Here is a 24102-nt window from a genome sequence, read left to right as displayed (position 1 = left end):
AAACTCACCAACCCGCTTAAACAAAAAGCCCGGCCAACTTGGCCGGGCTTTTTGTTTGTGCTACTCCAAAATCAACCTAGGTGTTTGGGCCTACTTCAATGGTAAAGGACTTGCCCGCGTGACTGCCTTCGAGGCGCAGCCAATGCTGCTCGGCCGGCTGGCCGGTGGGCAGCCAGCCACGGCCTTCCTGCGTCAAAATCAGCAAGCCTTCGTCGGTGCCCATGGCGGCGAAGTTGGGCAGCTTAGGTCCACGGCAGAAATCGGGAATGCCGTGGGTCTTAGCTAACGTAGCACCCGTGCGGGGCACGTTATCCGTAACGATGCCTGCTTCGCTCAGGCCCAAAAAGTGCGTTGGCCCAAAGGGCTCGGCGGTGGCATTGGGCAGCTCAAAGCGCGCAATGCACTCGAGGATGTTACCGGCCGGATCGTAGAAATAAAAGGCCTGCGCCTGCCAATTAGGAAAATCGGCAATGGGCTCCCCGTTCAGGAAAGGCAGCAAGGGGGTGCGGGCCGCCAGCCAACCATAGGCCGCCTGTAACTGGTTGTGCGGTACCGTAAGGGCAAAGTGGTAGTAGGGTTTAGTGCCAGGTACTGCTTGCCGAAACACTACCCGCGAAAAGCCTAGGTGCACCTCTAGTTCCTCCGTCGGGAGCAACTGCGTAGGCAAACCCAGCACCTCGCCATAAAAGTGTTTCTGTTGCGGCAAGTCGGGCGCTAAAAGGCAAAGGGTTTGTAGTTGCATGGCAACATCGAGCTAGGTATGGCAACATATTGCGTTTTCGGCTGACATGCCACCCCTTCGGGCAACAACGCCTGCGCGAGGCTGTGCGTACACGGGGCACACTCAAGCATTTTACTGAATATGTCCTCACTTGCTGATAAAGGCCTCCAGATTTCGAAAAACGCGGTATTTAGCTTGTTCATGAGCCGCGCCGGCAAGCTGCTGGGCAAGCCGTTTAAAGTAGTACTGGTGCTGAATGAAGTAGCCGACAAACTTGCCAGCCAGGAAAGCAAAGACAACAAGTTCAAGCAGTTGATCGATGCAGGCCGCTCCTTAATACGCCTGGTACGGGCCTACATCAATGGCTCGTATCGGCAGATAGAAACCAGCACCATTATGGCCGGCTTAGCGGTATTGCTATACGCCCTGTCGCCCATCGACCTGGTGCCCGACTTTATTCCGGTGCTGGGTTTCTTGGATGACCTAAGTCTGCTGAGCTGGTTTATTGGCAAATTTCAGACGGAATTAAACCGCTTCCGGGAGTGGGAAACCACCAGCGCGGTTGCCGAAGCCCCTGCTGTTGGCTTGCCGTTGGAAGCCTCTGCTACTTCGGCACAGAATGCTGCGGCCGTATCGGAGTTGGGTCATTCGTAGTATTGGGCACCAAGCGCCCTAGGTGCGGCTGGTACCGCCACCGGTACCAGCCGGCAAACACCAGTAGCTCAACCCACAAAGCTGTGCAGCTGCAAAGGATGATGCGCAGTGCAAACAGGCGCAGCTCCGAGTACGAAACCAGCGGAGCGGCGTGCCACCGGGCGTAAAGCACGGCCGACGTTGCAGCCATAACCACCAACCCGGTTACCCACGCGCGCCGATGCTGCAGCTTGGGTACGGTGGTGCTGTAGGCGGGCTGCCGAACAACCCACTGCCATGCCCACCACGCCAGCAAAATTGCACCTAGGGCTGTGCTAGCTAGCTGCCCTAGCTTATACACGGGCATGGTGCCGAAGCCTGGGAAAGGAACTACCCGCTGAAAAAACGGTATCCGCTCAGCAACCCAACCATCAACGTGGGTAAATGCATCCCACACGATGTGGGTAACGGCACCTAGCAAAATAGCAACTGCCACCTGCAGCATGCGTAGGCCAGGCCCAAAGCAAAAGGGCTCATGGGCTACGAACAAAGTTCGCTCGCGCACCCACGGCGGCAGCAGCGCCACCGCCGCTGGCTTGGCTAATCGGTGCCAGAGCCACAGAACCACCATGCCAGCAGGCAGGCAAAAGCTGAACAGCCCTGGTAAGGTGTGCCCAATGTTGCCGGTGGCTTTCAGCTCCATGAAGTAAATCAGATCGGGGCTGAGGCTACCCACCGCCAAGGCCGAAAGCGGCAACCGAAATACCCGCACGAGGGGCACTACCGCAGCCGGATGACTGAATGTAAATGGCATTGCGTACTACTGAGCTCTTGTGGTGGGGCACCCTCAGCAAACATACGGCGTTTGGCATGCAAGGTCGCTCGGCCGGGTAGGCCGCCAAGGGTTTAGTGCGGGCGGCCTACTTTTGCATCATCACTCACCAAAGCCTCCTGCTTAGTGGCAAAACGTATTGTACCGATTTCCTTATTGCGCCGATTAGCGGCGTTTTGGCTGCTGCTGTTGCCAGCCGTTGCCCGCGCCGACGAAGGCATGTGGCTGCCGCTGCTGCTAAAACAGCTTAACGAGGCCGACATGCAGAAGAAAGGCCTAAAGCTCTCGGCCGAAGATATTTACTCCGTAAACCGTGGCTCGCTGAAAGATGCCATCGTGCAATTTGGCGGGGGCTGCACCGGCGAAATCATCAGCAACGAAGGCTTGCTGCTGACGAATCATCACTGCGGCTACGGGCAAATTCAGCAGCACTCCTCGGTAGAGAAAGATTACCTCACGAATGGCTACTGGGCCATGTCGCGCGAGCAGGAGCTGCCCAACCCGGGTCTGTCGGCCACTTTCATCGTGCGCATGGAAGACGTAACGGGCCAGATTTTGCAGGGTATGCCGGCCAACATGCAGGAGGCCGAGCGCGAAAAAGCCGTGCAGCAGCGCAGTGCGCAAGTGGCACAAAAAGCGGTTGAGGGCACGCACTATAAAGCCTTTGTACGCCCCATGTTTGGCGGCGGCGAGTACTACCTGTTTGTAACAGAGGTATTCGAGGATGTGCGCTTAGTAGGTGCTCCGCCGAGCAGCATCGGCAAGTTTGGTGGCGACACCGACAACTGGATGTGGCCCCGCCACACTGGCGACTTCAGCATCTTCCGCATCTACGCTGGCCCTGACAACAAGCCGGCCCCCTACTCGCCGCAAAACAAGCCTTTCCAGCCTCGTCACTCGCTGCCCATCTCGCTGAGCGGGGTGCAACCCGGCGACTTCACGCTGGTGTTTGGCTTCCCGGGCCGCACCAATGAATACCTTACTTCGTGGGGCGTTGATGAAGTGTATTCGGTCTCGGACCCTGCCAGGGTGAAGATCCGCGACACCAAGCTCCGTTTGCTCGATCAGGACATGAAAGCCTCCGACAAGGTGCGCATTCAGTACGCCGCCAAATACGCCTCGCTGGCTAATTATTGGAAGAAATGGCAAGGCGAGATGCGCGGCCTTAAGCGGCTCGATGCCGTGCGCCGCAAGCAACAGCAGGAGCAGCAGTTTCGGCAGTGGGTTCAGCAAGGCGACGCTACTCGCCAAGCGGCCTACGGCCAGATACTAAGCCAGGTGGAGCAGCAGTATAAGCTAGCCCGCCCCTACGTGGTAGCCCGCGACTACGCAACCGAAGCGGCCCTAGGTGTGGAGCTGATTGCCTATGCCAACAGCCTGCAAAACCTAGTTGACCTGATTCAGGCCAAAGCACCCCAAGCGGAGTTACAAGCAGCTATTGAGAAGGCTCGTAAAGGCACCAGCAACTTCTTCCGAAACTATTCGGCCACTACCGATCAAAAAGTAGCCGCCGCCCTGCTGCCGCTGTATGCCGAGGGCACCCCGGCCGACTTGCTGCCCGCCTACGTGAAGCAGTTGCGCACCCAGCACACTTCGCCGGATGCGTGGCAGCGCTTTGCAGCCTCTTTGTACAGCCGAACCAAGCTTGCCTCGGATGCCGACGCGCAAAAGGTGCTCGATGAGTTGGCCAAAGGCAATGCCGCGACCTTGCTCAACGACCCGGCCTACCAACTTGCCGCGCCCATTGTGGCTACGTACCGCCAGCAGGTGCTGCCTACCTACACCCAAACCCAAGACCAGATTACCCTGCTGCAGCGCACCTACATTGCTGGCTTGCGCCAGTGGCAGCCCGAGCGTAAGTTTTACCCCGATGCCAACTCTACCCTGCGTGTAGCTTACGGCCAAGTAGCCGGCTACGAGCCCGCCGATGGCGTGCAATACGAGTACTACACCACGCTCGACGGCATCATGGAAAAAGCCGACCCCACCAACCCCGATTTTGAGGTGCCCAAGCGCTTGGCCGAGTTGTACCAGCAAAAAGATTACGGCCCGTACGCCGTAAACGGCACGGTGCCAGTAGCCTTTACCGCTACCAACCACACCACCGGCGGCAACAGCGGCTCGCCCGTTATCAACGGCCGCGGCGAGCTGATCGGCATCAACTTCGACCGCAACTGGGAGGGCACCATGTCTGACATTATGTACGATCCGGAGCGCGTGCGCAACATCACGTTGGATGTGCGCTACATGCTGTTCGTGGTGGATAAATACGCCGGCGCCTCGCACCTGATCAAGGAAATGAACCTGGTGGGCGGCGCTGGGCAAGCTCCTACCCCTGCCGCTGGCTCCGACAAAAAGGTGAAAAAGCAAAAGCTGAAAGTGAAGCGCGAAAAGGCTACTTCCTGATCCTCAAAGCAACGATGGCAACGACGCCCGCCGGAATACCTAACTTCCGGCGGGCGTCTTTTTTTCGCTTTTCTATCCACCATTTGCATGAAGCATACTTTACTCCTCGGCGGCTTGCTGACGGTGCTGGCCCAGCTTTCGGCCGAAGCCCAATCCCGCTTTGCCAAACAACAAGAAGCCATTCTGAAAGAAGGACTTGCCCTATACGAGTCGGAGCGTGCTTCCTGGGTTGCGACTGATTTGCTGATAACCCGGCAAACCGATATGGCAACCATAGGTGGCTACATTACCTATACCGATGGCGACTCCATTCGCACCGTATTCGTAGCCCGCGAAGCCGCCGAACCGCTGCCGGTAAGCCATGCCTTCAGCTTTCCGCGCAACTCCGAAATTACGCCAACCTCTGGCCGGTTACTTGCCGCGCGGCCAACCACCGAGCGCGAGCGGCGTTTGTTTGCGATGCGCAAGCAGGTGTTTGAAGAGTTGATGCAGCCAAAAAAGGGCAAAGAGTACACGTTTCCGGACAAAACCCAGCCCAACGTGGTACTGCTCGACGATGGCCCCAAACCGCGCGCCTATGTACTAATCGGGCCGCAGGAAGAAGGTGTTTTACCCATTGGCAACGATTTGCTGATGACGTTTTCGCCCGCTGGGCGTTTGGAAGAAGTAGAGCGCCTGCACAACTCCTACGTTGCCATGCGCATGCCGGAAAAGGGTAAAACCGTTGAGGCCGGCATGCATACGCATTTGCCCGCTCACCCCTACATCACCCCAACCGACATCTGTTCGCTGCTGCTCTACCGCAATACGTTTCCTGTCGATGCTCACTTTGTAATTGGCCAGAAGTACGTTTCCATTTTTGAACTGCCCAAAAAGCAGGTGCTGATTATGGAGAAGAAGGCCTTCGACAGAATGATGAAAAGCCGCCAATAGCACCTAGGTCGCGCCTCTGCACGCCGGCTCTGCCATCCGCTGATTACAACCAAATGGCCGCTGCTTCAATACAGAAGCGTCGGCCGTTTTCATTATGGTCCGGCTTGCTTACCGCTTCACAACGCGCTGGCTTATCACTTTGCTATTGAGCAATACCGTAGCTTGATAGAGCCCTTTGCTTAGACCCGGCACTAGCTGCACCCGGTTGGAGCCGGGCTGTACCGTGCGTATGCCTTGCCACACCACGCGCCCTAGGTTATCGGTGAGCGTGATGGTAGCGGCAGCACTGGCTTCAGATTGGATTTCTAGGGTTAGTTCTTCCTCAAACGGGTTGGGGTAAGTACTAAGAGCCACCGCAACCGCGTCGAAGCGCACCGGTACCGGGCCATAGTATGTGTGCTTGCCATCTTCATCTTCCTGTCGCAAGCGATAGTAGCGCATACCGCTCTTGTTGAGCTCAGCATCGCGGTATTGGTAGTGTTGTGGCTGCTGGGTGGTGCCTCCCGAGGCCGGCAAAAAGGCGAGGGTGCGGTAAGCACTGCCATCCATGGAAACCTCAATGCCAAACCCACGGTTGCGCAGTTCGTTGGCAGTGGCCCATTGCAGCACAGCCTCATTGCCGCGCCGCGTGGCCTGAAAGCTGCTCAGCGTTACGGGCAATACGGTCCGGATAAGCGTTGTAGCATCAACTTCGACGCCGGACCGGGTTATAAACTTTAGGCTCAGGGTGTTTGCCGACGCTTCCAGCAGCATTGCTCCGTAGTCTCCGGCGTACAAAGACTGCGAATAGGCTTTCTTCGGCCCTATGCCGTAGATATTTTTGCCTCCCAAGCCGTTCACAATGTACGTCAGGCCATCTACAATAATCCGCTCGTAGTGGTGGTTGTGCCCGGCCATCACCAACGATGCTCCCCATTCCTTAAACGGCCAGTGCATGTAGGCAATGTCGCCGTAATGGCCCGACGAAAATGGCGCGTGGTGGAAGTACACTATCTTTCAGGGTTTCTTCGATTCGGCCATCTTTTGCTTTAGCCACTGCCCCTGCACCGAAGTACTGCTGGTGCCGTCAGGTTCGCTTGGGTCGCTGTTCAGAACGAAGAAGTGCAGGTTTCCACGCGTGAACTCGTAATACCGCTCGTTTCCGGGCAGCGTAAAAAAGTCGCGATAGGGTTTGCCGTTTTCAGTGTATACATCGTGGTTGCCGATGCTCGGAAAGAATCGGTTCTCGGCCTTGGGAGAGGCCGTACCGTAGGCTCCCGCATAAGGAAAGATATAGTCGTGAAAGTATTGCCCGATGTTGCGGTCGATGGTGGCGGCTTCGCCTGATTCGTAGTTGTTGTCCCCGGTGGTGATGATGAATTCAGGATTCCAGCTTTTGATCATGTTGGAAACATCGCGCAGGGGTTGTCCTTCGAAGCCGTAGTCGCCGATGCAGGCAAAACGCTGGGCACAGCACATTATGCTACTACCAAACAACAAAAGCGCAAGCCCAACATTCCTGCAAAGCCGCTCGAATACACCGAAATACCTCATACCAACCAAGCAAGGTGCTTATCATATAATTTACATAATTTTTATAATATTTTAAATTTATCTAATGATCATTTGAATAGCATTAACATCCCTAGCTTACTTGAGCTATTATCTCTTGCAGCTCATCTGCTGCTGAATATTCCATTTCATACCTCTAATGATTCTTTGTTCGCACGTAGGCAAGCTGGTTGTCGGAGCGGCTTTGCTGCTGCACTTCGGGCACGCCAAGGCCCAAACGCCCACTTCTACTCCGCAGCTTATTGTGTTGCAACCGGCGGCAGTGTTCGATGGCGAAGCGTTGCACCCCGGGTGGGCGGTGTTGGTAGAGGGAGAACGAATCAGGGCTGTGGGGCCGGCCAATCAGTTGCCAACGCCGGCCGGGGCGCGCACCGTGGCGTTGCCGGGCCTCACGTTGCTACCAGGACTTATCGAAGGGCACTCGCACATGTTGCTGCACCCTTACAACGAAACTACCTGGAACGATCAGGTACTGCTTGAGTCGCAGGCATTGCGCGTGGCACGGGCCACCGCACACGCAGCCCGTACGCTGCAAGCGGGCTTTACCACCGCCCGCGACCTAGGCACCGAAGGCGCCGACTACGCCGATGTTGGCCTGAAGCAAGCCATTGAGCAGGGCCTGATACCGGGCCCTAGGTTGCTGATTGCCACCCGAGCCATAGTAGCTACGGGCTGTTATGGCCCCAAGCTTTCGGTTGATGTGGAGGTACCCCAAGGCGCACAAGAGGTAAGCGGCCCCGATGAAATTGTGCGGGCCGTGCGCGAGCAAATTGGCAAAGGCGCCGACATCGTTAAAGTGTACGCCGATTACCGCCTCTCGGCCACCAGCCCTTCGGTACCCACGTTTTCGCAAGACGAGCTTAACCTGCTGGTAGTCACTGCCCGCTCCCTAGGTAAGCCGGTAGTGGCGCACGCCTCAACCCCCGAAGGCATGCGCAGGGCAACATTGGCCGGCGTCGAAACCATAGAGCACGGTGACGATGGTACGGCCGAAGTGTTTAAGCTGATGCGCCAGCGCGGCGTTGCGCTGTGCCCCACCGTGGCCGCCGGCGACGCCATTTCGCAATACCGCGGCTGGCGCAAAGGCCAAACCCCCGAGCCCGAGCGCATTGCCCACAAACGCCAGAGCATGCAAGCAGCGCGCAAAGCCGGAGTGGCGCTGGCCATTGGCGGCGACGTAGGCGTGTTTGCCCACGGCGATAACGTGCGCGAGCTAGAGTTGCTGGTGCGCGAGCACGGCTTTACCCCGCTAGAGGTGCTGCGGGGTGCTACCAGCGGCAACGCCAAGCTGTTTCACCTCCCCGACCGAGGCCGCGTAGCTCCCACGCTGCTTGCCGACCTTGTAGCCGTAGCCGGCGACCCGACACAGGACGTGCAGGCGCTGCGGCAGGTGCAATGGGTGATGAAAGGTGGTACCATTTACCGTCAGGCGCAACAGCAGTAGCACAAGCAAAGCGGGCTCGCGCCAGAGCGCATACCATACACTAGGTCATAACGCCATCATCCGAAGACGCTGCGGTGCATGCCAGTATGCTCACGCACGTATGGGCTCTGGTGCACTCATTACTGCCCCCGACATCTGAACCTTATTGCTTTACCTCAATGACCTATTATCCGGGCACGCACAGCACCTAGTACTGGGTGCCGATGTGGCCTCGGTATTCGACTTGACAACCCAAGCGTTGGGCATATTGCCCAGGCAGGAATTTGGGAAAGCGGTAGCTCCCTAGGTACTACTCCGGCTCCGGAACACCTAGGGCTTGCAACTGATTGGCGTATTTGCGGTAAATCACCTGCAAGTCGGCGCCGTGGCGCGCGGCATCTACCCCAATGCTCACGTTGGAGCTGTGGAAGCGGTGCAAATGGCTGATGTGCGGGCAAAGCACGGGTAAGTGGTTGGCCAGCAGAAAGCGCACGTACAAATCAAGGTCTTCGGCCATGCGCAGCTGCTCATCGTAGCCACCCACTTCGCGGTAGAGCGCGTGGCTGAAACACACGTTGCCCTGGATGAAGTGCTCGGCCTTGAAAATGGCGCGCAGCATGTCGGCGGGGGTGTCGAACCGCCAGGTGTAGTAATCCTCGCCGGGTAGGTAGCGCCGCTCTTCATCTACCCGCAGAAAGTCAGTTACAAACCACTGCTTGCCTGCATTAGCCTCAATTTGAGCGCCGTAATGGTAGAGCGTGCGCTGCAGCATTAGGTCGTCGTCGTCGAGCGGAACGAGCCAGCTTTCGGGCTGGGCGTGGCCAATAAGCAAGTGCCGCGCGGCACCCGGAGCCATGGCGTTGGTACCGGAGTGCTGCCAGCTCCGGATGGCTGGGCCCTCCCAGCCGGTAGCCTCGCGCAGAAAGCGAGCTGTATCGTCGGAACAGGCGTTGTCGAGAATTAGGTGCTCGTAGCTGGCCTCAGGTAACGGGGCCAGCACGCTGGCGCGTACGCTCTGCACGGCTTCGGGCAGGTAGGCGGCGCGGTTGTGCGTAGGAGTGATTACAGCAAAATGCATAGTGCCCGCTTGTTCGGCTGCCATCGAAAAAAGTTGCTACCCGAGGCCGGTTTAGCCCAACTTTCCATTTCAGAGCGGCGTTTACGCGGCAAGGCTCAGTTGCCGATTTATCCATGGGCATTTACGTAGTGTCGTTGCGCTTACCCGATTTCTTCGACGAAGAATTTGTGGCACTCATCCCGCGCCACCGGGCCTTCATCAACAACCTCATCGAGGAGAACATCGTGGTATCGTACGCCATTAGCGCCGACCGTTCGCGTGGGTGGGTTACCATGCAGGGGCCCAACGCCGAAACCGTGCGGGCTGTGGTAGAACAGTTTCCGCTTTACCGATTTCTGAAGCAAATTGAAATCGATGAACTGTTTGTGTTCGACAGCTCGGCTTCGCGCTTGCCCAAAATCAGCCTCAACTAACGCTTAATTGCTACTGCGCACCCGTGCTGTATCCGGTTTCCACCTTACCGTTGCTCACATGTTGTTTTCGTTAAACTGGTTGCCGGTTGTGGTTTCGCTTCTGGCACCCGTTGCTCCTTCACCAGCGCCTGCCGTACCACCTAGGGCTGGCATCAGCGCCGATGCTCCTTCCATCGATAATCTGCTCACCCGGCTTTCGGCAGCAATCAGCCGCTTGCAAACGTTGCGCTGCAACGTAAAAGCCAGCGAGCGGCACGGCGGCAAATACCAGCAAGTGCAGTCGCAAATGAAAGTGGCCAGCTCGCCGCTGCGGGTGTATGTGCGCAACAATAACGGCATAGAGGTGCTGTGGGTGCAGGGCCAGAACGACGGCGACGCGTGGGTGTACCCCAACCGGTTTCCGTACGTCACGCTCAGCCTCGATCCAAACGGCACGCTGATGCGCCGCACGCAGCACCACGCGGTAACCGATGCCGGTTACGGTACCATTGCCGACCTCATTCGCACCGCTCCGCAACGCTCCGATGCCTACCGCCGCTCGTTCCGCTACGCCGGCGACACCACCATTCAGGGGCGCCCGTGCTACCTGCTTCGCTCCGACTTTCCGCAGTTCCGCTACATAAGCCACAAAACCTCGGCCGGCGAAACCGTGGGCAAAATTGCTGAGCGCTACGGCTGCGGCGAGTATCGCATTGTGGAGCGCAACAAAGTAGATTACACCACGCCGCTACCCGCGGGACGCGTGCTTCAGCTACCCAATGCCTACGGCCGCCGCACCATTTTGTGCGTGGAGCAAAAAAGCATGCTCCCACTGGCCGTGGCCGTGTGGGATGACAAAGGCCTGTTCGAGTCGTTCGAGTTTTCGCAGGTAGTGGCCAACCAGCCCATCGCCGCTGCCGAATTCACGAAAGACTATAAGGACTACAAGTTTTAACTACCGTTCCCCTAGCTGTCATTGCGAGGAGGCACGACATTCCGCAGATTAAGCGCCGTCAAGCAGTCCTGCGCAAAACACGACTTTTCACCTAGCACTTAGCGAGAACCTAGTAGGTTCAAAACCGCACCGCCCGAATCCTGCTTCCGGGGCTCGGGCGGTGCGGTTTTCGGTTAGTGCTAGCTGAACGGCGGTACTCTGCCCAGGACCGATTGCTTCGCTTTGCTCGCAATGACAACTGGGGGAACCGTTGCTGCTTAGCGGCGCATGGTCTTCTCGATCTGGTCCCACATCTGCGGGGTCAGCAGCTCCAGCTTGTTGAACTCGCCAGCGCCGTTGAGCCACTCGCCCCCGTCGATGGTAATGACTTCACCGTTGACGTAAGCCGCAAAATCAGACACCAGGTAAGCCGCCAAGTTGGCCAGTTCCTGGTGCTCGCCTACGCGCTTGAGCGGCACCGACGCGGCCGGATCGAGCTTGGAAGCCAACGGCTCGGGGAACAGGCGGCTCCAGGCACCTTCCGTCGGGAACGGGCCTGGCGCAATAGCTACCGAACGGATGCCGTACTTGGCCCATTCCACCGCCAGCGAACGGGTAATAGCCAGCACGCCTGCTTTGGCCGCCGCCGAGGGTACAACGTAGGCCGAGCCTACCGAGGCATAAGTGGTTACGATGTTCAGGATGGTGCCCGTTTGCTGCTGCTCAATCCAATGCTTGCCAATTGCCAGGGTGCAGTTGTAAGTACCCTTCAACACAATGTCAACGATTACGTCGAAGGCTTTGTGGGTGAGGCGTTCGGTGGGGCTGATGAAGTTGCCGGCGGCGTTGTTTACCAGCACATCCACGCGCCCGAACTCCTGCACCGTGCGCGCAATCATGGCTTCTACCTCATCGTACTTGCGCACATCGCACTGCACAGCCAGCACTTTGCCGTGGGTTTTCTCGCGCAGTTCGTTGGCGGTGGTTTCCAGCACATCGAGTTTGCGCGAGCTGATAACGACGTTGGCCCCGAGCTGGAGGAAATACGTCGTCATGGCCCGGCCCAGGCCAGTGCCGCCGCCGGTTACAATGATGGTTTTTCCTTCGAGGGCGCCGTCGCGCAGCATGGGTTGGGCGTAGGGTGATGGCATGGTAAAAAAGTTGGGGTGGCAAATGCAATGCTGCAAGAAAGGCAATTGCCCGCTTTTGTATGCATGCCGCGTATTTTTAACCCAAAAAACTTGCTAGGCTGCTGACGACCTAGGTTGTTACTTGCCGCTACTTATGAACACCACCTCCATTGCCGTGCTCGGTTGCGGCTGGCTGGGCCTGCCCTTAGGTAGTGCCCTCGCCCAAGCAGACTACCAGGTTGCCGGTAGCACCACCACTCCCGAAAAACTACCTCGGCTTGAAGCAGCTGGCATTCGCCCTCATCTGTTGCAGCTCAGCACTGCCACCCAGCCTGCCGAGGTAGCTCCGCTGCTAGCCGGTGCGCAAGTGCTAGTGCTCAATGTGCCGCCTTCGCGCACTGCCACCGACCGCGCAGCTTACACGGCGGCCCTGGCTCCGGTAGTAGTCGCCCTAGGTAGTTCGCCCGTGCAGCACGTAGTGTTCGTAAGCTCAACCGGCGTGTACCCCGACGAGTCCCGCACCATGAGGGAAGCCGATGCTGCGGCAACCGCTGACGCCGAAAGCCACTTGCTACAGGCCGAGGCCCTGTTTCGGCAAGCTGGCCAAGCGTGTCAAACCACTGTGCTTCGCCTGGGTGGCCTGATGGGCCCCGGCCGTGCGCCCGGCCGCTTTCTAGCGGGCCGTACCGATGTGCCCCAACCTAACGCCCCCGTCAACATGCTGCACCTCGATGATGCCGTGGGCGTGATTAAAGCCGTCATCGAGCTAAATACGTGGGGTCAAACGCTGAATGTTTGTGCTCCTGAGCACCCTTCACGTATGGTGTTCTACACCGCGGCTGCTACGCACCTAGGGCTGCAGCCACCCAGCTTCAACGCACGTGATGAGCGCAGTGGCAAACTCATTGACACGGCCAAGCTGCAGCAAACTCTCTCCTACCAGTTCCTACACCCCGAGCCCATTGCGGCGCTGAACTTTTGCTAGCGCCGCAGGCTTAACTGGCCAGCGCCCTCAACCGAGGAGCAGCTGTACCTTTGCACTTGTGAAAAACTCTTTTGCTGCCAATGTAGCCGTACTGGGCGGCGGTGCGGCGGGCTTTTTCGGAGCTATTGCCTGCGCCGAAGCCAACCCTGCTCTCAACGTAGTGCTGCTCGAAAAAACCACCAAGCTGCTGAGCAAGGTGCGCGTTTCGGGTGGCGGGCGCTGCAACGTTACGCACAACTGCTTTTCGCCAGCCCAACTGGTACAGTTTTACCCCCGAGGCGGCAAGCACTTGAAGGAGCCGTTCAAGCAATTCGGTGCGCAGGACACAGTACAGTGGTTTGAGCGGCGCGGCGTGCGCCTAAAAACCGAAGCCGACGGCCGTATGTTCCCGACCACCGATTCGTCGGAAACCGTTGCGCGGTGCCTCGAGCAGGCGGCCCAACGCGCTGGCGTGCGGGTGCTCACAAGCACCGCAGCCGAGCGCATTGAGCCGCTTTCGGGCGGTGGTTTTTGCTTACACCTGAGCGGCAACCAAGAGCTGCGCGTGCAGAAGCTGCTGGTAGCTACCGGTGGCAACCCTAAGTCGGCGGGCTATGATTGGCTGCGCCACCTAGGGCACAGCATCTGCGAGCCGGTACCTTCGTTGTTTACCTTCAACGTGCCTAATTCGCCCCTTAAGGAGCTGATGGGCGTTAGCGTTCCGCATGCCCGCGTGGTGCTGGCCGGCGAAAAGCTTGAATACGAAGGGCCACTACTTGTAACGCACTGGGGGGTTAGTGGCCCATCGGTGCTCAAGCTGTCGGCTTGGGGGGCGCGCCGTTTGCACGAGCTGCAATACACCGGCACAGCCCTGATTAGTTGGGTGCCAACCTACACCGAGGAAAGCATGCGCCAGTGGCTGCAAACCTTCCGTACCGAAAACGGCAAGAAGATCGTGGCAGCTAACCCGCTGTTTGGGTTGCCGCAACGCCTCTGGCGCAACATGGTAGAGCAGGTCGGCATAGGCAGCGAGGTACGCTGGAGCGAGCTAGCGGGCAAGCTGCAAAACCGCCTGATTGAGTTGCTGTTGCGCACCCCTCTGCAGGTGCGCGGCAAGACCACTTTCAAGGAAGAGTTTGTAACGTGCGGCGGCGTGCCCCTAGGTGAAGTCGACCTGAAAACCATGGAGAGCCGGCGCGTACCGGGCCTGCACTTCGCCGGCGAAGTGCTTGATATTGATGGCATCACCGGCGGGTTCAACTTCCAGGCGGCCTGGACTACCGGCTACCTTGCTGGCCGCGCCATCGCCGCCTCTGCTCAAGAGTAACAGCTATTGGGAAAAGGATACTTAGCTTAATGATTTACTGGGTGTTTGGCAGCTAGCAGTAGCTGCCACCTAGGGTTGTAGCGCAACCTTACGCGCTTGCGGTCAGTAGAGAGATACTCCTGCATCTGCTCTAACCCTTACATCCAAAACATCATGGCTACTGACAACCACAACAGCGCCCTCCGCGGCGTTCTGAACGAACTGGTAGAGACCCTGAAAGACGGTGAGCGTGGCTACTCCGAGGCGCTTACCGATGTGAAAGATCAGGACCTTAAACAGGTATTCAAGGAATATGCTGTGCAGCGCGACGGCTACCTCACCGAGCTGGAAAACGCGATGCATAACCTGAATATGCGCCCCGCCGAAGCCAAGGAAGACAAGCTTGACTCGGTAGTTGGCACTGCGCACCGTGCTTGGATCAACATCAAATCGGTAGTGACCGGCAACGACCGCAAAGCCATCCTGGACGAATGCGAGCGTGGCGAAGACTATGCCGTAAAAGCATTCCAGAAGGCGATTCAGTCGGAAGGATTGCCGAACGAAATCAAGTCGATTGTTGAAAAGCAATACAACGGCATCAAGGAAGCCCAGCAGCAGATTCGCAGCCTGCGCGAAACCTCTAAGTAGTGCCGCATAGCTTCATTGGGCTTTTTGGCAGCTCGAATCTGCCCCTAGCAACAGAGAAGCCCAATAAACAGAAAGGCCGCCTCAACTGAGGCGGCCTTTCTGTTTATAAGCCTAGGGCTGAATTAATCGTCGAAGCCTTCGCTACGGTCGCGACGCGGACGGTAGCCGCCCTCGTTGTCGCGGCGGCCGCGGTAGCCACCGCCACCGCCGAAACCGCCCTCGCGGCGCTGGCCTCCGCCGTAGCCACCTTCCCGACGACCACCGCCGTAACCACCACGGTTACCGCCGTAGCCACCTTCGCGGTTGCCACCGCCGAAACCACCTTCACGGCGCTGGAAGCCGCCTTCGCGGTTGCCACCGCCAAAGCCACCTACGCCACCCGAGCGGCGCGGACGACGCTCTTCGCCACCTTCGGCAGCACCGTCGCGCTGGGTAGCCAGGCTAAACGATACCGGACGGCCATACAGCGAGGTACGGCCCAGCTGCTCGATTACGTCGTTGGCATCTTCAGTGGGTACTTCCACAAAGCTGAACTTGTCGTACAGCTCGATGTCGCCAACGCGGCCGGGAGCAATGTTCGACGACGATACAATCAGATCGACGAGGTCGCGCGGGTGCAAGCGGTCCTTCTTACCCATCGTCACGAACAGGCGGGTATAACCCTCGCGCGGCGTGCCTTTCTGGCGGTCGGCCTCCAGGCCTTTCTCGGCCTGCTTGCTTTCCTTCATCACCATTTTCAGCAGAGCAGCGGCAATGTCGAGCGACGTTACCTCTTCCTCCTGATCAATCAAGCGTTGCACGCGGCCGATGTACTTCTCGAGGTTGCCCTTTTCGATAACCTCTTTGATCTGACCTAGGAGCACAGTGGTTTTCACCTCCGATACATCCTCGAACGACGGAATACGCTCCTGCTTAATCTGCGCCTTGGTGAAGCGCATGATGTCGCGCAGCTTGTAGATGTCGCGTCCGCTCACGAAGGTGAAGGCCTTACCGGACTTACCAGCGCGGCCCGTGCGGCCGATGCGGTGCACGTAGTATTCTTCGTCGGTGGGCAGGTCGTAGTTTACTACAGCCTCCACGTTGTCAACGTCGATGCCACGGGCAGCAACGTCGGTAGCTACCAGAATCTCAAGTGTACCCTTGCGAAACTTGTCGAGGGTGTTCTGGCGGGCTTGCTGGCTCATGTCGCCGTGCAGGCCATCGGCAAAGTAGCCGCGGGCTTGCAGGTCGCTCACGATGTCGTCGACCATGCGCTTGGTGTTAGCAAACACAATTACCGACTTCAAACTGTACATGTCGATTACGCGCGACAGAACGTCCTTCTTTTGCGGGCCACGCACCTCGTAGTATGCCTGTTCGATGTTCGAAACAGTCATCTCCTGGTGGTTCACCTTCACGATCTGCGGCTCGCGCTGGTACTTGCGCGTCAGATCCATGATGGGCTTGCTCATCGTGGCCGAGAAGAACACCGTCTGGCGCTCCTCGGGCATCTGGCTCAAAACCGTCTCGATGTCGTCGCGGAAGCCCATATCGAGCATTTCGTCGGCCTCATCGAGGATGATCATTTTGCAGTTGTCCAGCTTCAGGGTGCCACGCTCAAGGTGGTCCATCACGCGGCCAGGGGTACCAATTACAATCTGTACGCCACGCTCCAGCGCCTTAAACTGACGGTCGTACGACGAGCCGCCGTAGATCGGCACTACCGAGAGGCCACGCTTGAATTTGCCCAGCTTCTGGATTTCGCCCGATACCTGTACGGCTAGTTCGCGCGTGGGGCACAGAACGAGTACCTGCACTTCGCGCGAGTTCAGATCGAGGCTTTCGATGGCCGGAATGCTGAACGCAGCCGTTTTGCCGGTACCCGTTTGGGCCTGGCCAATCACGTCTTTGCCTTCGAGCAGTACAGGAATTGCGGCGGTTTGAATGGGCGAGGCTTCCTCAAAGCCCATTTCGGTAATAGCACGCTGCAGCTCTTCCGAGAGCTGTAGCTCTTCAAATTTTACTTTCTCCATGTCTTAGTAGGGAGTGATAGAAACGGCAATCGAAACCAGCGCGTTCCTTTCCCTACGCAACACGAGAGGACAACGGACGACGACAGCAGACGAACTTCTTATTCTTAAATGAAAGCGGCAGACAACACTAACCGCCACGGCCGGGACGCGGACCGATTTACAATTGCGGGTGCAAAGATACTTAAATTATAGCATAATAGCGAGTCATCAGCAAATACGAAACGCTTTATTCTTGAATTACTGTGCCTATCTTTTGCTTTGAGCATAAAAACAAAGCGACCTGCCCCAAGGGAGCAGGCCGCTTTGATCACGCTATATCCTTGTAGGATACGTCGGCTAACTAGGCGCGACGCACCTGCACGGCATTCAGCCCTTTGCGGCCTTCGGCCACTTCGAACTGCACTTTGTCGTTTTCGCGGATTTCGTCGATGAGACCAGTTACGTGGACGAAAATGTCCTGGCCGGTTGCATCGTTTTTGATGAAACCAAATCCTTTGGTCTCGTTGAAGAATTTTACCGTTCCTGTCTGCATGGTAAAGAGGTGATGAATAAATTATTTAAGCTGAACGGCAACAGCAGCCTGTGAAAACACCTAGATGCTACACAGAGAAACGGAAGCAATTATTCTTAAACGCTGGTAAAGATATGCTTATTTATTTGCCGACAAAGCGAAAGATGCTTGGGCTATAACGCGTTGGTGCAGGCTTAGGCATCAGCCACCGTAGCTTACATTCGGTTAATCAACTATTTACATTTAACCCAGCCACTCATGATGGTTTCTGAAACATTGGACCAATTGCGCAGCTTAGGCACCGAGCAAACCCGCAACACCTACCTGCGCCATGGCCTAGGCCCCAATGTATTCGGGGTGAGCTATGCCCACCTAGGGCAGTTGAAGAAAGCCTTTGTGGGACGCGGCAAAGACAAAGACTTAGCTCACCAAGTTGCCTTGGCACTCTGGCAAAGCGGCAATTTTGAAGCGCGTACCTTGGCTACCATGATTGCCGATCCGAAGCAGTTCTCCCCTGCCGAGGCAGAAGCTTGGGTTGCCGATGTACGCAATCATGCACTGGCGGATACGCTTGCCGGCTTGGTTGCTGCTACTCCCTTCGCGGAGCAAAAAGCCGGTGAATGGACTAGCCAATCGGCCGAGTTCGTGCAGCGCACAGGCTACGCCCTACTAGCTAAGCAAGCTCAGCAATCAGCCTTATCCGATGCGTGTCTCGAAGCTTATATCAGCCAAATAGAGAACCACATTCCCAAGGCTGCCAACCGGGCCAAGGAGGGCATGAACAATGCGCTCATTGCTATTGGTTGCCGCAGCGAAACTTTACGGCACATGGTTGAAGCTGCAGCCGACCGCCTCGGGCCCGTTGTCATCGACCACGGCGACACCGCTTGCCAAACCTTTGTTATTCGGCCCTACCTCGAAAAGGTGTGGGCCCGTAAAGCTTCCAAAATATAAGTTGGCTACCATTAACTAGGGCTTCTAAAACACAAGCGGCGCAGAGGTATACCTCTGCGCCGCTTGTGAGTTGTGGGGTTTAGCGCCGGCGGTTGTTGCGCCGGTCGTTGTCGTCATCGTAATGGTAGCGGCCGTCGCGGTCGTCGCGGGCCCGGTCGCGGCCGGGGTAGTCGTCGTTGTACCGGCGCTCATCGTCGCGGTAGCGGCCGCTCTGGCTGCTACCGTCATAACTATCGTGGCCGTATTGGTCGTTGATTTGGCGTACTCGTTCGCCGGGGGCACCGTAGCCCGAGGGCCGCTCGCGGGCGGGGCGGTCGTCGCGGTCGTAGGGGTCACGGAAGTTCCGGTTGTCGGGGCGGTCGGCATCGTGCCCGCGGCGCCAGCGCTGGTCTTCGTCGGAGTAGTAGCCACGGCCGCCGCGGTAGTCGCCTTCGTAGCGGTTCGAGCCCGGCCCTAGACCACCCTGAAACGCGCTGGGGTTCTGCCGCTCGCGCGAGGTGCTAAAGGAAGACCGGTCGGAACGGCCATCGTAGTATTCCGATTGACGCCCGTAGCTGAAGCTGCCTTGGTCGCGGCCGTAGTCGCCGCGCGGTTGGCTGCGGTCGTAGTCGTTGTGCCGGTCGCCGCGGTTTTGGTTGTCGTGGTCGTAGCGGCTGCCATCGGGGCCGCGGTGTTCGCGCGGCTCGTAACCGTCCCAACGGTCGTTGTCGTTGCGGCGGTTATCCTGGTTGCGGTGGTCGTTGTTGTTCCGGTTTTCGTTGCGGTGCTGATCACGCTCGCCGCGCGTCGGCCGGTAATCGAAGTTCTGTTCGTAAGGCATGAACGTGTGGTGCAATGGTTGGTGCCTAGGTGTACTGGCCTGCCAAAGCGAAGGTTTCTGCGTAGAGTGTTCTTCCGTTACTTTCAGCTATGCAACCAACTCCTCCTACTGCCTCAGCTTTCCGCTTCACCCGGCCCGTCACGGTTGTCGAATCGCACATAGATGCGCTCAACCACGTGAACAACGTGCAGTACGTGCAGTGGATACAGGATATTGCGGGCTGGCACTGGCTAACGGCCTACCCCGTGGGCGAGCGGGAGCAGTACATTTGGGTAGTAATGGAGCACCACGTGCGCTACCACAAACCCGCGCTCCTAGGCGATGAACTTCTGTTGACTACCTGGGTAGGCGAGATGAAAGGTGCTACCTCGCAGCGCTTTACCCGCATCGAACGCGTAGCCGATGGCGCCCTGCTCTGCGAAGCCGAAACCAAGTGGGTAATGCTCGATCCGCAGACGCAGCGGCCCAAACGCATCGAGCAGAGCGTGGTTGAACGGATGCAAGGACCAGTGGAATGAACCCGTTTTAGGCCTTAACTTTCGGCCTTTCGGTAGCTCTATGTTTACTTCTCGCCGCGTACGCAACCTTGCCCACGTTCTGTCAGCCGCTGCTATTCTTTCGGGATGCAGCTATGCTAAATCCAACCAGCAAGTGCTCATATCTTCCGATTGCGGCATGAACTGGGAACGGGTGCCCGCTGGTGAAGCAGTTCCCAAAGGCACCATGAACCCCTGCCACATGAAAGTGGTCATTCCGAACTTTCCGATGCAGGGCGACAGCCGCTTCATCACCAATCTGAAAGACCGGGTGCGCGCCTCCGTGCAGATTGATTACGATTACACCATTGTCGATCCGCTGGCGTTTATCCGTCAGGCTAAGTACCTAGGCAAAGCAAACGCCCATGCCGATAGCCAGGAGGCGCTACACCCCTCGGCTTTCGAGGGGGCCGAAAACATGGTAATTGATAAGCGCATTCGCGACGTTAGTAAGGCTTTGTTTCTCAGCGAAGACATTGTAGAGCTGGATCAAGCCGAACTAGAAAGCCAACTGCTTCTGCTGTCGAACAAAGCCTTGCTGCCCCTAGGTGTGCAGCTCAATTTTATCACGCTCACCTTCGACCTCGACGAGCAGACGCGCCAAGCCATCGACGTATCGACGGCCATGAAGATTTACGAAAGCCGCAACCTCACGGAGCTAGGCAAGCAAGTGATGGTGGAGCGCGCCGGGGCTTCGCGTATTGTGGTAGAGCAGCCCAAAGCAACTTCATCGACCACGACTGAAGCCCAGGAGGAATAACCGCTCCTTTGCCTCCACTACTACTCCCGTAGCGCCCCTTTAATTCCCGCAATGCCCGCCACCTTCCGCATTTATTCCGCTTCTGCCGGTTCTGGTAAAACGTATCAGCTTACCAAAGAATACCTGCGGTTGGCCCTAGGTTCGGAAGACCCGGGCTACTACAAAACTATCCTGGCCATCACCTTCACTAACGCCGCCGCGGCCGAAATGAAGGAGCGCATTGTGGGCGCACTGCGCGGCTTTGCCTACCCCGGCACCGATGCCAAAGCCGACGGCATGCTGGCCGAATTGGCCGAAGAACTAGCCGCTGATGGCCTGCTGCCGCGCGTGCTCGAAACGCCCGAGCAGCGCCAAACCCTGCTGCGTAGCCGGGCCCAGCGCACCTTTAAGCTGGTGCTCTACCACTACGCCGATTTCGCCGTGAGCACCATCGACTCGTTTGTGCAGCGGGTAGTGCAGTCGTTTACGCGCGAGCTGGGCCTGCCCGCCGCGTTCGAGGTGGAGATGGACGATGAATCGGTGCTGCACGCAGCGGTGGCACTGCTGCTCGATAAAGTAAACCGTGGCTCGGGCCACGAGCTGCTTACGCGCACCCTGCAGGACTATGCCCTGAGCAAAGCCGAAGACGGCCGCAGCTGGAACACCCTCCCCGACGAGCTGATGCGCTTCGGCAAGTTTTTGCTGAACGAATCGGTGCACGAGGCCGTAGCGCAGCTGCAGAAAATGGAGCTGAAGGAATTCCGGACGCTGCACAAAACCCTGCGCCAACGCCGCGACGAACTCGAGAACCTGGTAAAAACCACTGCTGAGCGTGCCCTGGAGGCCATGGAGCAGCACGGCGTAACGCCCGATTTGCTGGCCGGTGGCGAGCGAGGCGTGTACACGCACTTCAAAAACTGGCGCCGCTGGCTCGAAGACGGCGATACGCCCACCGCTACTGCGCAGAAAGTAGCCGAAAGCGGCGTGTGGGGCAGCGCCACGGGCAAAAAGGAACCGGGCAAAAGCCGGGTGGAAGCCGTGCAACCTGTGCTGCAGGAAGTGTTTGAGGAGCTGACGCTTATCAGGCTGCGCTACCTAAGTCAGTTTCTACTGATCGAGGGCTTGTTGCCGCACCTCTTCCACGTGTCGTTGCTGAGCGAGCTGAGCAAGGCCGTGCAGCAAGTAAGCCAGGAGCGCAACGTAGTGCTCATTAGCGAGTTCAACCGCCGGTTGGCTAGTATTGTGCTGCGCGAGCCGGTGCCGTTTTTGTATGAGCGCCTAGGTGAGCGGTACCAACATTTGCTGATCGATGAGTTTCAGGATACCTCGGAGCTGCAGTGGAACAACCTGCTGCCCTTGGTAGAAAACGCCGTGGCCAACGGTTTTTTGTCGCTGGCCGTGGGCGATGCCAAACAAGCTATTTACCGCTGGCGTGGCGGCGAAATGGAGCAGATTCTGCGCTTGTACCAAGGCCAAACTGGTGCCCTAGTTGATAAAGCCCAAGACGAAGAAACCCGCGACTTGCTGGCCGGGCGCTACTTTACCCTGGAGCACGCGCTGGAGCCAGCTTCGCTGCAAACCAACTACCGCTCAGGCCCCCAAATCATCCAGTTCAACAACGACTTCTTCGCGCACGTCAGCCAGGGCCACCCGCAACTACCGCTGGTGCAGTCGATTTACGACGAGCATTTCGGCCAGAACTCGCCCGCACCTACCGATGCCGCCCCTCCGAGCCATGTGGAGCTGCTGTTTACCCAACCCGATGCCCCAGCGCGCATTTACAACCCTAGGGCCGGAGTGTACGCCGAGGAGCCCTTGCCCGGCCACTCCCCTGCCGATGCACTTGACTACGAAGAAAGCACGCTGTACCTAGCGCTGGCCCTGATAGAGCAGGCGCTGGTTGATGGCTTCCGGCCCAAGGACATTGCCGTGCTGTGCCGCCGCCGCGACCAATCGCGCCGCGTGGCAAAGTTCCTGAAGGAACGTGGTTACGACATTATTTCGGCCGATTCGCTTTCGCTGGAATTTGCCGAGGTAGTAAACCTACTCGTGGCCATTTTGCGGGTGCTGCACCAACCCGCCGACTCCTTGTCGCGCGTGGAGGCACTGCTGCTCGTGGATAAGGTGGTGCGCGGCCTGCCGCCCACCCCCGACCGCGCCCGCATGATTGCCGACATAGCGCACCAGAAACGCTCGTTGCCCTTTTTCGACGAGCTGCGCCGCCTGGGGTACGATGTGCAGGAGCGCCAAACCGGCAACCTCGATTTGTACGAGCTCAGCGAAAAGCTCATGGGCTTGTTTGGCCTGCTGCACCGCCGCGAGGAAAGCGAGTACCTGTTCCGTTTCCTCGACCTCACGCTGGAGTACTCGCTGCGCTTTGGCAACAACCTAGGCAATTTCTTGGCCTACTGGGATCAGCGCAAGAGCAACCTGAGCATCAATGCGCCAGCCGGCCGCGACGCCATTACCATAACCACCGTGCACAAGGCCAAAGGCTTGGCCTACGGTGTGGTAATTGTACCGTTTGCCGATTGGAGCCTAGAGCCCCGCCGCGGCGAATACCTGTGGGGTCGCCTCCCCGACGTTGACGACCGCCCCATTGCCGATATGCCGCCCGTGGCGGTAGTAACGCAGCGCGAAGCACTGTACCAAACCACGCTGGGGGCGCAGTACTCCGTGGAGCGCGAAAAAACGTTTGTTGAGGCCCTGAACCTGTTGTACGTCGCCTTCACCCGCCCCCGCAACCGGCTCTACATCATCAGCCGCCGGCCCGATGGCGCCAAAGCTGCCAAGGCCGACCTAGGGCCTGCTACCAATATAGCCCAGTTGCTGCACCGCTACCTGCTCGACCTAGGTCAGTGGAACGAGGAGCAGCTTACCTACGTGCTTAGCCAAGGTGCTCCGGCCCCTGCCCCTGCTGCCAAACAGCCGAACAACCCAGAGCATGCCTTGCTGCCGCTGCTCAACCTCGATACGGCCGATTGGGAGCAGCGCCTGCGCCTGCGCCGCCATGCCACCACGGTATTCGACTTTTCGGAGCAAGAAAAGCAGCGCGACTGGAACCGCAAGCTGCACTTTGCGTTGCGTCGCGTGCTCTCGGCGCAAGATGTGGAGCGCGTGGCCGGCCAGCTCACGGCCGAAGGCCTGGTAAGCCGCCGCGAACAGCCTGAGCTCTTGCAGCGCCTGCACCGCTTGGTTCAACGCCCCGAACTGGTGCAGTACTTCCGAGCGGGCGTAGCGGCCGAAACCGAGCGCGAAATACTGGTTGGGGGCGCCCCACGCGAAGACTACAAACCCGACCGCGTAGTATTTCAGCCCGAAATAGGCCCCGCACCCGGCCGCGTTACGCTTATCGACTTTCGGCTACCCCCACCCGAAGACCGCCATCAGTACCTCGTGAAGCAGTACGGCCAGTTGTTTAAGCGCCTTGGCTACACCGATGTGCGTGGGCTGATATACTACTTCGAAACGGAAGAGGCCGTGGAGTTTGCGTGCTAATACTCAGCTGATCCTCAAAATGTGTGTACAAACGCAAAGCGGCGGCGCGGTTTAAAACCGCGCCGCCGCTTTGCGTTTGAG

At 58.1% G+C, this 24102-nt stretch carries 22 protein-coding genes; 13 read left to right on the top strand and 9 right to left on the bottom strand.

What is annotated here, in order from left to right:
* Window positions 1-76: 76 nt before the first annotated feature.
* Complete coding sequence (locus tag ASU33_RS09640; protein ID WP_059070582.1) at window positions 77-742, bottom strand: VOC family protein; 666 nt, start codon at window positions 740-742, stop codon at window positions 77-79.
* A 120-nt stretch (window positions 743-862) separates the two neighbouring features.
* Between ASU33_RS09640 and ASU33_RS21975 the strand changes: the two genes are divergently transcribed.
* Window positions 863-1375 carry a YkvA family protein gene (locus ASU33_RS21975; RefSeq protein ID WP_059070581.1) on the top strand — a complete coding sequence of 171 codons (513 nt, stop codon included), beginning with the start codon at window positions 863-865 and terminating at the stop codon, window positions 1373-1375.
* On the opposite strand, the gene ASU33_RS09630 is transcribed toward ASU33_RS21975, so the two are convergent.
* The gene (locus tag ASU33_RS09630; protein WP_078063009.1) at window positions 1326-2168 is read right to left on the bottom strand and encodes a DUF4184 family protein; all 843 of its coding nucleotides are present in this window, start codon (window positions 2166-2168) and stop codon (window positions 1326-1328) included. The genes ASU33_RS21975 and ASU33_RS09630 overlap by 50 nt on opposite strands.
* Before the next feature lie 165 nt (window positions 2169-2333).
* Here ASU33_RS09630 and ASU33_RS09625 point away from each other — a divergent pair, with 165 nt between their 5' ends.
* The gene (locus ASU33_RS09625; RefSeq protein ID WP_059070785.1) at window positions 2334-4592 is read left to right on the top strand and encodes a S46 family peptidase; all 2259 of its coding nucleotides are present in this window, start codon (window positions 2334-2336) and stop codon (window positions 4590-4592) included.
* Window positions 4593-4679: 87 nt separating this feature from the next.
* Window positions 4680-5525 (top strand): hypothetical protein, encoded by an 846-nt coding sequence (locus ASU33_RS09620; protein ID WP_059070579.1) that lies wholly within the window; start codon window positions 4680-4682, stop codon window positions 5523-5525.
* Between the two features lie 108 nt (window positions 5526-5633).
* On the opposite strand, the gene ASU33_RS09615 is transcribed toward ASU33_RS09620, so the two are convergent.
* Both ASU33_RS09615 and ASU33_RS09610 read right to left on the bottom strand, forming a co-directional pair.
* The gene (locus ASU33_RS09615) at window positions 5634-6515 is read right to left on the bottom strand and encodes a T9SS type A sorting domain-containing protein (protein WP_059070578.1); all 882 of its coding nucleotides are present in this window, start codon (window positions 6513-6515) and stop codon (window positions 5634-5636) included.
* A gap of 6 nt (window positions 6516-6521) precedes the next feature.
* Window positions 6522-6983, bottom strand: coding sequence for a metallophosphoesterase family protein (locus tag ASU33_RS09610; RefSeq protein ID WP_059070577.1), 462 nt, complete (start codon window positions 6981-6983; stop codon window positions 6522-6524).
* Window positions 6984-7215: 232 nt separating this feature from the next.
* On the opposite strand from ASU33_RS09610, the gene ASU33_RS09605 reads away from it, so the two are divergent.
* Window positions 7216-8520 carry a metal-dependent hydrolase family protein gene (locus tag ASU33_RS09605; RefSeq protein WP_059070576.1) on the top strand — a complete coding sequence of 435 codons (1305 nt, stop codon included), beginning with the start codon at window positions 7216-7218 and terminating at the stop codon, window positions 8518-8520.
* 289 nt (window positions 8521-8809) lie between these two features.
* Here ASU33_RS09605 and ASU33_RS09600 read toward each other — a convergent pair whose 3' ends face one another.
* Window positions 8810-9577: a glycosyltransferase family 2 protein gene (locus tag ASU33_RS09600; RefSeq protein WP_160328169.1), complete on the bottom strand. Its 768-nt coding sequence runs from the start codon at window positions 9575-9577 to the stop codon at window positions 8810-8812.
* Window positions 9578-9690: 113 nt separating this feature from the next.
* On the opposite strand from ASU33_RS09600, the gene ASU33_RS09595 reads away from it, so the two are divergent.
* The gene (locus ASU33_RS09595; RefSeq protein WP_059070574.1) at window positions 9691-9990 is read left to right on the top strand and encodes a YciI family protein; all 300 of its coding nucleotides are present in this window, start codon (window positions 9691-9693) and stop codon (window positions 9988-9990) included.
* Between the two features lie 58 nt (window positions 9991-10048).
* Entirely contained in the window at window positions 10049-10924 is an 876-nt protein-coding gene (locus ASU33_RS09590) for a LysM peptidoglycan-binding domain-containing protein (RefSeq protein ID WP_059070573.1), read from the top strand.
* 257 nt (window positions 10925-11181) lie between these two features.
* Here the strand turns inward: ASU33_RS09590 and ASU33_RS09585 are convergent, their stop codons facing one another.
* Complete coding sequence (locus ASU33_RS09585) at window positions 11182-12054, bottom strand: SDR family oxidoreductase (protein ID WP_059070784.1); 873 nt, start codon at window positions 12052-12054, stop codon at window positions 11182-11184.
* A 133-nt stretch (window positions 12055-12187) separates the two neighbouring features.
* Between ASU33_RS09585 and ASU33_RS09580 the strand changes: the two genes are divergently transcribed.
* The 3 genes from ASU33_RS09580 to ASU33_RS09570 all read left to right on the top strand — a co-directional run bounded on the left by ASU33_RS09580 (window position 12188) and on the right by ASU33_RS09570 (window position 14951).
* The gene (locus tag ASU33_RS09580) at window positions 12188-13018 is read left to right on the top strand and encodes an SDR family oxidoreductase (RefSeq protein ID WP_059070572.1); all 831 of its coding nucleotides are present in this window, start codon (window positions 12188-12190) and stop codon (window positions 13016-13018) included.
* A 58-nt stretch (window positions 13019-13076) separates the two neighbouring features.
* On the top strand, window positions 13077-14324 hold the full coding sequence (locus tag ASU33_RS09575; protein WP_059070571.1) for a BaiN/RdsA family NAD(P)/FAD-dependent oxidoreductase: 1248 nt from the start codon (window positions 13077-13079) through the stop codon (window positions 14322-14324).
* Window positions 14325-14477: 153 nt separating this feature from the next.
* Window positions 14478-14951, top strand: a complete 474-nt coding sequence (locus ASU33_RS09570; protein WP_059070570.1) for a ferritin-like domain-containing protein — start codon at window positions 14478-14480, stop codon at window positions 14949-14951.
* A 122-nt stretch (window positions 14952-15073) separates the two neighbouring features.
* Here the strand turns inward: ASU33_RS09570 and ASU33_RS09565 are convergent, their stop codons facing one another.
* Window positions 15074-16963: a DEAD/DEAH box helicase gene (locus ASU33_RS09565; protein ID WP_059070569.1), complete on the bottom strand. Its 1890-nt coding sequence runs from the start codon at window positions 16961-16963 to the stop codon at window positions 15074-15076.
* Between the two features lie 340 nt (window positions 16964-17303).
* Entirely contained in the window at window positions 17304-17495 is a 192-nt protein-coding gene (locus ASU33_RS09560) for a cold-shock protein (protein WP_059070568.1), read from the bottom strand.
* A 237-nt stretch (window positions 17496-17732) separates the two neighbouring features.
* Between ASU33_RS09560 and ASU33_RS09555 the strand changes: the two genes are divergently transcribed.
* Window positions 17733-18428 (top strand): DNA alkylation repair protein, encoded by a 696-nt coding sequence (locus tag ASU33_RS09555; protein ID WP_078063008.1) that lies wholly within the window; start codon window positions 17733-17735, stop codon window positions 18426-18428.
* A 79-nt stretch (window positions 18429-18507) separates the two neighbouring features.
* On the opposite strand, the gene ASU33_RS09550 is transcribed toward ASU33_RS09555, so the two are convergent.
* Entirely contained in the window at window positions 18508-19248 is a 741-nt protein-coding gene (locus ASU33_RS09550; protein ID WP_059070566.1) for a hypothetical protein, read from the bottom strand.
* Between the two features lie 89 nt (window positions 19249-19337).
* Here ASU33_RS09550 and ASU33_RS09545 point away from each other — a divergent pair, with 89 nt between their 5' ends.
* Genes ASU33_RS09545 through ASU33_RS09535 form a run of 3 tightly spaced genes read left to right on the top strand, consistent with a single transcriptional unit; the run spans window position 19338 to window position 24021 of the window.
* On the top strand, window positions 19338-19766 hold the full coding sequence (locus ASU33_RS09545; RefSeq protein WP_059070564.1) for an acyl-CoA thioesterase: 429 nt from the start codon (window positions 19338-19340) through the stop codon (window positions 19764-19766).
* A 40-nt stretch (window positions 19767-19806) separates the two neighbouring features.
* On the top strand, window positions 19807-20544 hold the full coding sequence (locus ASU33_RS09540) for a hypothetical protein (protein WP_059070562.1): 738 nt from the start codon (window positions 19807-19809) through the stop codon (window positions 20542-20544).
* 51 nt (window positions 20545-20595) lie between these two features.
* Window positions 20596-24021: a UvrD-helicase domain-containing protein gene (locus ASU33_RS09535; RefSeq protein ID WP_059070560.1), complete on the top strand. Its 3426-nt coding sequence runs from the start codon at window positions 20596-20598 to the stop codon at window positions 24019-24021.
* The last annotated feature ends 81 nt before the right edge of the window (window positions 24022-24102 follow it).

Origin of the sequence: Solirubrum puertoriconensis, from assembly GCF_001483135.1 — a bacterium.
GTDB lineage: Bacteria > Bacteroidota > Bacteroidia > Cytophagales > Hymenobacteraceae > Solirubrum > Solirubrum puertoriconensis.
This window is presented reverse-complemented; position numbering and strand designations above follow the sequence as displayed.